9 protein-coding genes are annotated in these 10,848 nt (G+C 38.6%); 5 read left to right on the top strand and 4 right to left on the bottom strand.

Features of this window, described 5'->3' with window-relative positions:
* The 3 genes from CALSC_RS06655 to crtA form a co-directional block, all read right to left on the bottom strand.
* On the bottom strand, positions 1-186 hold a 186-nt coding region (locus CALSC_RS06655), incomplete at its 3' end, for a DUF1194 domain-containing protein (RefSeq protein ID WP_235006707.1).
* Positions 187-601: 415 nt separating this feature from the next.
* Complete coding sequence (locus tag CALSC_RS06650) at positions 602-955, bottom strand: PEP-CTERM sorting domain-containing protein (protein WP_088240606.1); 354 nt, start codon at positions 953-955, stop codon at positions 602-604.
* Between the two features lie 140 nt (positions 956-1,095).
* Entirely contained in the window at positions 1,096-2,376 is a 1,281-nt protein-coding gene (crtA, locus tag CALSC_RS06645) for a cyanoexosortase A (RefSeq protein WP_088240605.1), read from the bottom strand.
* A 995-nt stretch (positions 2,377-3,371) separates the two neighbouring features.
* Between crtA and CALSC_RS06640 the strand changes: the two genes are divergently transcribed.
* A complete protein-coding gene (locus tag CALSC_RS06640; RefSeq protein WP_088240604.1) occupies positions 3,372-3,713 on the top strand; it encodes a circadian clock KaiB family protein in 342 nt (113 codons plus the stop codon).
* Between the two features lie 277 nt (positions 3,714-3,990).
* Here CALSC_RS06640 and CALSC_RS06635 read toward each other — a convergent pair whose 3' ends face one another.
* Positions 3,991-5,574 (bottom strand): B12-binding domain-containing radical SAM protein, encoded by a 1,584-nt coding sequence (locus CALSC_RS06635; protein WP_088240603.1) that lies wholly within the window; start codon positions 5,572-5,574, stop codon positions 3,991-3,993.
* Positions 5,575-5,818: 244 nt separating this feature from the next.
* Between CALSC_RS06635 and CALSC_RS06630 the strand changes: the two genes are divergently transcribed.
* From CALSC_RS06630 to CALSC_RS06615, 4 genes are all read left to right on the top strand, one after another.
* On the top strand, positions 5,819-6,910 hold the full coding sequence (locus tag CALSC_RS06630) for an aromatic ring-hydroxylating dioxygenase subunit alpha (RefSeq protein WP_088240602.1): 1,092 nt from the start codon (positions 5,819-5,821) through the stop codon (positions 6,908-6,910).
* Positions 6,911-7,039: 129 nt separating this feature from the next.
* Positions 7,040-8,326 carry an aminotransferase class I/II-fold pyridoxal phosphate-dependent enzyme gene (locus tag CALSC_RS06625; protein ID WP_088240601.1) on the top strand — a complete coding sequence of 429 codons (1,287 nt, stop codon included), beginning with the start codon at positions 7,040-7,042 and terminating at the stop codon, positions 8,324-8,326.
* Positions 8,327-8,484: 158 nt separating this feature from the next.
* Positions 8,485-9,624 (top strand): hypothetical protein, encoded by a 1,140-nt coding sequence (locus CALSC_RS06620; protein ID WP_088240600.1) that lies wholly within the window; start codon positions 8,485-8,487, stop codon positions 9,622-9,624.
* A 79-nt stretch (positions 9,625-9,703) separates the two neighbouring features.
* Positions 9,704-10,672 carry an NAD-dependent epimerase/dehydratase family protein gene (locus CALSC_RS06615; protein ID WP_088240599.1) on the top strand — a complete coding sequence of 323 codons (969 nt, stop codon included), beginning with the start codon at positions 9,704-9,706 and terminating at the stop codon, positions 10,670-10,672.
* Positions 10,673-10,848: the final 176 nt, after the last annotated feature.

The raw sequence follows: 10,848 nt of genomic DNA, 5'->3' as shown, positions 1-10,848 counted from the left end.
ACCACCTGTTAGGTTAGATATCTGTTGTTGAATAGTCGTATCTCTGAATGCATCGACATAACCTTGCTTTTGTAAATTGAACTCAGTAGTATTAACACTTCCAGAGACATCAACAGATAGTACAAGCTCTGTTGCAACTTGTGTTAGACTCGCAGCATAAGAGGCTGAAGGTAGAAGTGTTGCCAAACCTACTACGGCGGAAACTATAATTCTTTTACTTATCATAATAAAGTTACTTTCCAAAAATCAGTATTTCTCTTTGAGTTGCATCCTGATATTGTTAACAATAAATGACCCGATTCGATCAAATCAAGTCTTATGGGCGTATATTTACCTAACTTTTACAGGATTTATTTTTATGTAAAAAATAAATAAAATTGCTTAAGTAATATCATGTAATGCAGTAAAAAACATATTTTGTATTTCAAAAAATATTGGTATCATATAAATTATATATAACATACATCCTGAAACCATCTCTTTTACAAAAGATAGAGCTTCAGGATGTATAAAAAGAATGATTTTTTAAAAGTTTTTAATTATTAATCTATGCTGATTATCAGTTTATTGCTATTATTAATTAAACAACAATCCCTTTTGCTTACTTCCGCTTTTTAGAAATCTCACTCTGGCACAAGCCACCAAAACCTAAGACAACAACTGTACCAAGAATAGTTAAGGGTTCGGGAACTGGAGTAGGAGTAACACCACCCTTATTTATTTTTCTGCGAATGAATTTATTCTTGTTTGGCCCTTGAATAACTTTGTTCTTTTTATTACTAATAGCTTTATTCGCTTTATTATTTTTTGATGGTTTAGGTTGATTTATTTTAGGTTTGTTTCCCTTGGATAAACTGCGATTTAGCTTAGTCGCGTTAGCAGTAGAGAAAGAAGAAGAGGCTAGGGCAAGACTCATAGCCAGGAGAAGTGAAGGAACAAAAGAAGAAACTTTCATGTTATTTCAAATTTCTATTTATCTATAAATAAATAATATATTATTTCTTCAGTAATTACACTAGAAAATTGCTGACTTCTTCAAAAAAACATACAAATATGATATATATTTTGTAAGTGTAAATATTCCTGTCCAGTTATTTATAAAAACTTGGTTTCTTGGTAATCATCTATCTCTTCAGATTGTGAATATTTAATTAAATACAAACAAAATAAACCAAAAATCAATGTAGGAATAACCACAAAAATATCCCCTGCTTTGCCATCATGCCAAAATACATACCCTGCTTTATCCCCTGCTGATACAAGGATAGATAAAAACAGCACTCGAATACTATTACCAATAAACGCAAGAAATACCGCAACCGTAGGAACTATTAAAGCCTGCTTTAAACGAGAGGAGAAGAGGACTACGTAGAATAAAGCGATTTCCAAAAGCCAGAATATTTGCCTATAGCCAGCACAGCCTTGAGTGACTTCTACCGCAGTTTCTGGTGAAAACAGAATTAGAGTTCCTTGACGCACACTTGGTATACCCCACTTCATCACTAGATAATGGGCAAATTGAGCAGTGATGCTAGCCAGACCAAAATTTTCTTCAATTTGAGGCTTAAAGGCTCCAAAAATACCAATAATCAAGAGAATGGCAAACTCTCGCCAATACTGTTTTAATCCTGAAAAACCAGAAGTAATTAAAGCAATACCTAGAGCTGTTAATGCGGGTAAAATTTGTAACCACATACTTGTATGGTCAAAAATTTGACTGCAAACTAAGGCAATACAGGTTACTCCCAACAAAGTAGAATATTTTTGAGGTTTTGACTGGATTTGATTGCGCTTTTGCCAAACTAGCCAGATAACTATCGCTATTGCCAGGATATTATTAGAAACGAACCTGGCGATTTCAATTACATCTAGTTTGTGCAGGTAAACTGGCGTTAAGCTGAGAGTCAAGCACAAAAACCAAAATTTGGCATTCTTAACTAAGCAACTAAGCCAGATTAATTTCAGCCACCAAATCAAGAAATTAGTTCCAGGAATGGCTAAAGTCAGAATCAGAGACAATTCTTGCCAGTATTGCTTGACTCCTTTTTTACCACTAGCTAACATTGCCACTCCCATCATGGCTATAAAGAAGAAAATAGGTAGGGTAGTAGGGGAATATATAGATAAAAAAAGTGACAGGGGAAAAACTGCGATCGCAATCGTACCAATGATACTAGAAAAAATGTCACTATCTAATGTTAAATTTCGGCGCTTTTTCCATAAAAGAACACTAGTACCACTAGTAAATATGAAGCCGCTGACTAAAGATTGAATATCTTGGGTTATTCCATAGTAGGAAAGGTAAAGAACCATCAAACTCAAGATGATTCCCACTAACCAAATTTGTTTGTGCTGAAACCATTTAGCTGGTGCCATGAGTATATCTGTGATTGAATATGTGGTGATTAATGTTTTAATACAACTATGTATAATTTCGTAAAATACACACTATTACGTCGCGGCGTAAGTAAGTCTACTATTCTATTTTTCCCTTTCTTCCTTACCCTATAAATATCAAAGATACTTGGTTAATTTCCCCTGTGGTGTACTAGTACAGGTTGGTGGAAATTAACCAAGCATTCGAACTTGGTAAAAAGCTCCTATGATAAGCCTTTTGAAGAATAAGGGTTTTTTGTTAACTGAGCCAAATAGGGATACACTAGAGCCAATAAAATATTTTTATTCTGATATATGATATTCGATATAAGTCAATAATATTACCTTCGTCCTGATGATGAGAAGTTATTTATTCGTCAATTATCAAAACTTCATCACTTTCTTCACCAATACTTAACAGGCAAATGATATGACATATACTACCAGTGATTACTTCTATCGTTGGACTAAATTAGATCTAGTTTCTCAAGCTGAAGGTTGATAGAATATGAGAAAATATAAATAAGTCAAATTAGGAGATTCCAACAATTAATTTTCTGCGACAGAAATAGCATAAGTAAAATTACTCTATAAGTTAAGATGCTTTAGTTATCATAAACCTTATGTCTTGGATATTTTTGATGATTAACCTCTGATTAATGGGTTGTAATCCTAATATATGCGGGATATGAGATTGAGTACTTCCGAATTAAAAATTTAGCGAAAGAGAAGAACTCAAAGCTTTGATTCTCCATTTTCTCTTTATTCTTAAGCAATAACTATTAGGATACAGTTTGGGTTTATTGTGATATTAAATAACTCTTAAATTACAGATAGGATAAAAGTAGTATACTAATTTTGATCTAATCACCCAGAAAGGTATAGCTCTCCAGCCTGATAGATTTTGACAAAATGGGATAGTTCCCAAGCTCACAAGGTAATAACAATTGTAAACAATCTAATTGCTAAAAGCTTACTAGCTTGAAAGGACATTTATGAGCAATTCAGAAATTGACGATAATTCCATTCATCATTCGCAAGATTTCTTGGATATTTTATCTAGTTTTGAGTTAGATAAATATGTCATGCGTTTGTATATTTCTCATAAAAATGAGACATCTGTACGCGCCATACATAACCTGAAACAACTATTTGAAGAACGGTTAAAAGGACGTTATGAATTGGAAATTATTGATATTCATCAACAACCAGAAAGTTTAGAAAAGGATCATATTTTTGCCGTTCCGACACTAGTCAAAGAACTCCCTCCACCCATACAAAGAATAATTGGTGATATGACCGATAAGGAAAAGTTAGTTACTGCCTTGGATCTGTGATTTGGGAAAATATAGCGCTACGGGCAAGTAATAAGTAATAAGTAATAAGTTTACTGTTCATGGGTTTGGATCTTCAATAATGTCCGCGCCCTAATTGTGTAGTGGTATAGTTCGTATTAGAGGGATAAATCTTGTAGTGTAGGCATATTGCCTGCATTAATATATGAGGGAGCTGTCCGGCTCCCACTACAGAAATTAATTGGAACAACTATAGTATGGTGTTGTTCAGGTTAATTGGCAAACCAGTGAGTTTGTTTGACTGAGAGCTTATTTTTCTTTACGCGATCACTTTATTAGGAATAATCTCTGTTTTATTTTTGGTGGCGATAAACTCAGCCAATTGTCCCTCAATCTCGTCTCGGACAATTTGGCGGTATTCGATGAAATGTTCAAGGTGAGCACAATTGACTATATAAGACGTAACTACTGCGGGATTTTTTCTGAGGATTGAGAACAATTGAGACCAAAACTGGAACCGTGTAGAACGCTTGATTCCCTGTCGCCATAAAATAATGAATATTGCCCGTATTTCTATTAACTCTAGCATCTGAAACTTTTTTTTGTAAGGTTTGGGTTTCAGATTGAGAAAGTGTCGATAAACACGTCCCAAATATTTTTTCGGCTCATATAATTCCCAGAAACAACTGGTATATTCTCTGGCTAGTTCTTCTATAGGACGACTGGGTATAAAGTTAGTCAAGGAAGTTGTTTGGTTTCCTGTCTTAACTTCTTCTTTTATCTCTAGCAAACGTCCTTCTTTTTCTAATCGATGCCAAAGAGCCGTATTTGGCAAAGCCTGAAGTAAACCGAACATAGCATGGGGGATCGCTGTGGCTTCGACAAAATTAATAATCCGATCCCCGACCCCTGGTTTTTCACCATCAAAACCAAGAATAAAACCAGCCTTGACTCGTAAACCGGCTCGATTGATGGTATCAACTGCCTCAAACAGGGGACTTCTGGTATTTTGGTATTTTTTGGTCAAAGCTAAGCTACCCGTATCTGGTGTCTCAATTCCCAAAAATACGGCGACAAAGTTAGCAGCAATCATTAAATCCAAAAGTTCTTTATCCTCTGCCAAATCCACCGAAGCTTCTGTTGTGAAATCGAAAGGGTAGCCACGTTCAGCCATCCAAAGGGCTAGCTCTCGCAACAGGAGCTTAACATTGCGTTTATTGCCAATAAAATTATCGTCTACCACAAACACAGCCCGTCGCCAACCCAAATCATAAAGAGTTTGCAATTCAGCCAAAAGTTGTGACGGTGTTTTAGTCCGTGGTTTGCGCCCATAAAGGACAATAATATCGCAAAATTCACACTGGAAAGGACAACCCCGAGAAAACTGCACCGACATATCGCTATAAGCTTGCAAATCCAGCAAGTCATAGCGAGGAATTGGCGTTGTCGTCACATCAGGTTTATCACCATTAGCACGGAATATTCCTGAAGTTTCCCCTCGTTCTAACGCCTCCACAAACATGGGTAGGGTGATTTCCCCTTCATCTAAAATCAGAAAATCGACCCCGGCTGCTTGGGCTTTTTCAGGCACAGAAGTCACATAGGGGCCACCCACAGCCACCAATTTACCCCGATGCTTTGCTTCCCTAATTAAACTCAACATATCTGGCTTTTGGACAATCATCCCGGAAATAATCACCAAATCAGCCCACTCCCAGTCAGCTTCAGTTTCCGGCTGAACATTGCGATCTACTAGATGGAATTCCCAACTTTGGGGCAGAATAGCCGCCACAGTAATTAATCCTAGAGGAGGGAGAGAAACTTTGCGACCGATTAATTCTAAAGCCCGGTCAAAAGACCAAAAAGATTTAGGAAACAGGGGATATAGGAGTAAAACTCGCATTTTAATTATTGGGGATTAGGGGATAGGAAACTAAGAATCTATGAGTTATTAATGGGTGAATTTGTTCATAAACTATGAATTTAATGTACCAGATGTCTGAATAAAGGATAAATCATTACATATTTTTGCCGATTTATTCTTGCTTAATTGCTGAGTAATTTGTAAATTTCTTATAAGATTGTCAGCAAATCCTCTAGGATTATACTTTGGCTCTCTGTTGTAAATACACATTCAGGAGTGTGGAATGGAACTGGCTCCTACTCTCACAAGCCAGACAATTCAGAATCGGGTGCGGGAAGTGGGTATTAATCCCAATTACTGGTATCCAGTGGCTTGGGCTGATAGACTACAGCCAGGAAAGATACTGCCCGTAATGGTATGGCAACAGGCGATCGCAGTTTATCGCGATATAAATGGTCAACTCCATGCTTTAGAAGATGCTTGTCCCCATAAAGGGGTCGCTCTCCATCAAGGGAAAGTTCAAGGTGATAACCTTGTATGCCCTTATCATGGTTGGCAGTTTAATCGCAATGGTAAATGTGTTAATATTCCTTACTTACCTGAGGGACAAAAACTACCCTGTGCCCAAGCAGCTAGTTATCCAGTGCAGGAAAAATACAATATTATCTGGGTTTTTCCTAGTAATAGTAATTTGGCAGAAAATACTCCTTTACCGGATGTGCCTGAATATGAACATCCTGACTGGTTACTTGTTCCCATCCCTGCACATTTTCAGGCTCACTTTTCCATATGTAATGAAAACACGATGGATGTGTTTCATGGTTTTTTGCATCAGGATTTACAGGGTTGGTTCGATCCAGTACTGTTGAACTTGCATCAAAACGAACGTTCAGTCCAAGCAAAATACCAGGTTTCCTATCAAGGGTGGATGACAAAATTTCTGGGATTTAGCGAGCACGGAAACCAAGTGACCACTCGCACCATCTCTATTAATTATGAGTATCCTCACTATCGGAGTTCTATTGAAGGAGTTTCTTCCATTTATTTAATGCGACTACCTGTAGGGATGACAGAAACAAAATCCTTTTCTCTGTTATTTCTCAAAGTAGGCTTACCCAAATGGATGTTAAAACGGATTAAACCACAATTATCACAAATGATTTGGCGTTTTTTATTTAAAAAATTTCTCGACCAGGATATAGAAATGATAGAAAGCGAACAGCGCACCTACCTAGCTAATCCTGGACGGCGCTATGTGGAAATTAATCCGGCAATTATTGCCCTACAAAGATTGATTGTCGGGCAATATGAAGAATTTATGCAACAATCTAGAAAACTATCAAATAGTAGTAGGAACCATCAAAAGGAGAAATAATCATCTGCTGTAATTGAGGGAATTTTTGAAAATCCATAAAAGAGTAAATCAATTAGCTGTGATCAGGGTTAGTTTAAAACCGCTTATAACGAGTCCAATGTGCTTTTATCAAGGTGAGAGGAGTAGACTGTGGAAGTTGTAGAAGAATATATGCAGAGGCTATACCAAAGTGGTCTCTATCCAGATAAGTTCATTTGTCATGGAAAACAGGGTAATTTAGTTGATGTAGAAGATCCTAAGGGTGATAAACGGTACAAGCTGCTGACATTTTGCACTAATGATGTTTTAGGTCTAGTCCAATCAGAAGCCGTTAAACAATCAGCTATTGATGCTATTGTCAAGTATGGAACATCTAATAGTTCTTGCTCTGTTCTCAGTGGTCGCATTGACTTGCATCGGCAATTAGAACAAGAAATATCTACTTTTAAACATTTACCCCATACCCATCTATTTCTGAATGCTTGGATGGCAATGCAAGCTTTGGTAGATGGCTTTTGCCATTTGGCGATTAATATTCCTGGTTTTCACCATACTAGAGAAACCTTGATTATGACAGATGTTCTCAATCATGGTTGTATTCTCTCCGCAGTGGTCAATGCTGGTAATCGTTCGGGAAGAATGTTTAGTCACAGCCCCAATGTGCGAGTCAAAGCATATCGTCACTGCGATGTCAACGACTTTGCCCGGAAATTACGCCGCTATGCAAAACCAGGCGATCGCATTATGGTAGTTTCTGATGCAGTATTCTCTATGGATGCCGATATTGCACCTTTACCAGAAATGTTGGATGTGTTGGAAAACTACCCTGGTAGTGTAATTGTCATGGATGAAGCACATGCCAGTGGGGCAATTGGTGCAACAGGTGGCGGTATATATGAGCACTTTGGTATTTCTCCCCAACAAGTCCTTGATCGCGGCATGATTCCGCTAATTATGACCACCTTTTCTAAATTTGCTGCTTCTGCAGGGGCTGCAATTAGCAGTCATTTACCAGAAATGGTGGATTTATTGGATGTTTCCCCCACTTCCATTGGTACAATTTCTCTGCCCCCTCCAATTACAGGCGCAGCATTAGAAAGTATCCGTCAGTTAAAGCAAAATCCCCAATTAGTAGCTACTTTACAGGCAAATACTCGTTATTTGCGATCGCGGCTAATTGAGCATGATTTTGAGGTCATTGGGGAGACTAATGTGATTCCGGTAGTGTTACCCCCAGAGTATAATCCCAAGCTCTTTACTCGTCATTTGATGGAAAAATATGGTATTTGGGTATCTGCAATCTGGTTTATTGCTAAACCCCGGCTCCGGATTACTGCTAATGCCTTACATACTAAGGAAGAGATGGATCTTTTGGTAGAAGGACTGGTAAGAACACGGGAAGATTTGTATAAGCCAGCAACAGTAGCTACTGCTTAAGGAGTTAGGAGTCAGGAGTTATTGAGGGAAATCAAAGAGATAAATTATCCAATTTTTTGATTCAGCTTACTATTGAACTCTCCCTGTTCCTTGGCATTTCTGAGCAACTAGTCTAACTCTCTACTCCTGACTTTCTTTCCTTTTCCTAATTTTCAATTATGAATACAACTACCAAATTTGAGATAAAAGCTGTTAGTACGGACTTTGAGCGAGCAACTTTTCTGGATATTCCTGGCAAGATTTATCAAAATGATCCAAATTGGGTGCCTCCAATCCGTAGTAGTATTGCCAAACAACTAGTCCCAGACAGTCCTTTCTTAGAATATGGACAATTTCAACAGTTTATAGCTGTGGAATCAGGTTCGGCGGAACCTATGGGGCGAATTGTTGCAGCGATTAATCAGCGATTTATTGCCCAGGAAGGTAAAAATATTGGGCTGTTTGGCTATTTTGAATGTGTAGAAAACTTTGCAGTTGCTCAAGGGTTGTTAGAAACAGCTTGTCAATGGTTACGCGATCGCGGGATGATAGAGGTTAGGGGGCCAATTAATTTATCTACCCATAATAGCTGCTTGTTTCTGGTGGATGGATTTGATTCTCCACCAATGATGATGATGCCTTACAATCCTGCCTATTATCCCCAGTTTATAGAACAGGCTGGTTGGCAGAAGGCAAAAGATGCTTATGCTTATGATTTTCCCTTAGATAGTAGCCTATCAGCTAAATTTGCCAAGGGTTATCGCATTGCTTGCAAGTCGGGGATTACTTTCCGTCCTATTCATACCAAAGGGGAAGAATTTACTAGAGATTGTCGCAGCCTTTATCAGTTGTTTACTACAGCCTTTGCGAATAATTGGAGTTCTACCCCCCGTACAGAAGAGGAATTTTTGCAGGAAGCTCAGGATTTACAGCAATTGGTCGATCCCGATGTATTCCCCATCGCTGAAGATAATGGCAAGATGATTGGCTTTTGGATGGGTTTACCGGACTACAATATTGCCCTGAAACATGTTAGTGGTAAACTCAATTGGTTGGGTATGCTGAAGTTTCTTTGGTATCGTCGTCAAATAGACCAAGGCAGGGTAATTGCGATCGCCTCCTTACCAGAATATCGGCGGAAAATGGTACCCTTAGCTTTGATTTATCTGGGTATGCAAGGGGGAATTAAAAAGGGTAAGCCTTACAAACGAGCTGAATTATCTTGGGTATGGGAAGATAATTATCCCTCCCGCAAGCTGATTGAAACTGCTGGTGGCAAAATTTATAAGACTTATCGCATTTACGAGAAAGTACTATGAAAGCTGTAATTATGGGTACTAATAGTTTCACACTCCCTCACTCCCCCACTCTTTCACTCCCTCACTCCCCCACTCCCCTATGAAAACTTTAATTACGGGTGCTAATGGTTTCACCGGCTCTCATTTAGTTAAAACCCTACATCAACGTGGTGATACGGTGGTAGGTTTGGTGCGCTCTGGGAGTAATTTGGCACGAATTGCAGATATTCCCGTGGAATTGTTCTATGGAGATATTACCGACCAAGAAGCTTTAAGGCAAGCTATGGCAGATGTGGATACGGTATTCCATACAGCTGCCTACGTAGAATTAGGGTTGGTGAATGACCGAGAAATGGAACGGGTGAATGTGGAAGGGACGGAAGCAGTTCTAGAGATAGCCAAAGAGACAGCTATATCCAAAATAGTTTATTGCAGCACCATTGGGGTGTACGGTGATACCCAAGGGCAAGTAATAAATGAAACCTTTCAGAGAACCCAAACAGAATTTTCCTCAGCCTACGATCGCACCAAATACCAAGCTCAACAAATTGTAGATGAATTTGCCGCAGCCGGATTACCCGTAGTTAGTGTTATGCCTTCCGGTATATTTGGTGCAGACGACCCTCATTTTGCCCCCGCACTGAGATTATTTCTCAAAGGTTGGTTGAAATTGTGGGTAGGTGGCGATCGCATGACTGGGATTGTTCATGTTGATGACTTGGTTGAGGCAATGATTTTAGCGACAGAGAAGGGAAAAATTGGAGAACACTACATTATCTCTGCCGATGAACTCCCTACCAAAGAAATGTTTGCCATTATTAGTCAAGAAACTGGTGTACCCGTACCCGTGGAAGTACCGGAACCTGTGGTAAGGGTGGTAGGGAATATACTTGACCCCATAGGTAGAGTCTTAAATTGGAATCCTCCCATTGCTAAAGAAAGGGTTCATTATCTTTATGATCGCTGTGTACGGGTGGAAGGGAACAAAGCCCGTGAGGAATTGGGTTGGAATCCTCGTTCTGCAAAGGAGATTTTAGTGGATATGTTGGCATCTTTTCCACATTCTTGATGTTTACCTGGTGATTTTCCAAAAAAGTGCAAGGGTTTTGAGCCTTCATAACCTATACTCATGCACTTCTTTGACAGGAAAATACTCATAATCCTCACAGGGCGACAAGATACTTATACCATTTTGAAAAAAGAATGGGACAGATGGGTAGGGAACATCCATAATCTTTTAGTAAG

The sequence above is a fragment of the Calothrix rhizosoleniae SC01 genome (genome assembly GCF_900185595.1).
In the GTDB taxonomy this organism is placed as follows: domain Bacteria; phylum Cyanobacteriota; class Cyanobacteriia; order Cyanobacteriales; family Nostocaceae; genus Calothrix_A; species Calothrix_A rhizosoleniae.
This window is presented reverse-complemented; position numbering and strand designations above follow the sequence as displayed.

Excerpts from the sequence above, each read along its gene's own strand:
- CALSC_RS06620 (WP_088240600.1), top strand. The coding sequence starts at position 8,485 with ATGAATACAACTACCAAATTTGAGATAAAAGCTGTTAGTACGGACTTT.
- CALSC_RS06630 (WP_088240602.1), top strand. The coding sequence starts at position 5,819 with ATGGAACTGGCTCCTACTCTCACAAGCCAGACAATTCAGAATCGGGTG.
- CALSC_RS06650 (WP_088240606.1), bottom strand. The coding sequence starts at position 955 with ATGAAAGTTTCTTCTTTTGTTCCTTCACTTCTCCTGGCTATGAGTCTT.
- CALSC_RS06640 (WP_088240604.1), top strand. The coding sequence starts at position 3,372 with ATGAGCAATTCAGAAATTGACGATAATTCCATTCATCATTCGCAAGAT.
- CALSC_RS06635 (WP_088240603.1), bottom strand. The coding sequence starts at position 5,574 with ATGCGAGTTTTACTCCTATATCCCCTGTTTCCTAAATCTTTTTGGTCT.
- CALSC_RS06615 (WP_088240599.1), top strand. The coding sequence starts at position 9,704 with ATGAAAACTTTAATTACGGGTGCTAATGGTTTCACCGGCTCTCATTTA.
- crtA (WP_088240605.1), bottom strand. The coding sequence starts at position 2,376 with ATGGCACCAGCTAAATGGTTTCAGCACAAACAAATTTGGTTAGTGGGA.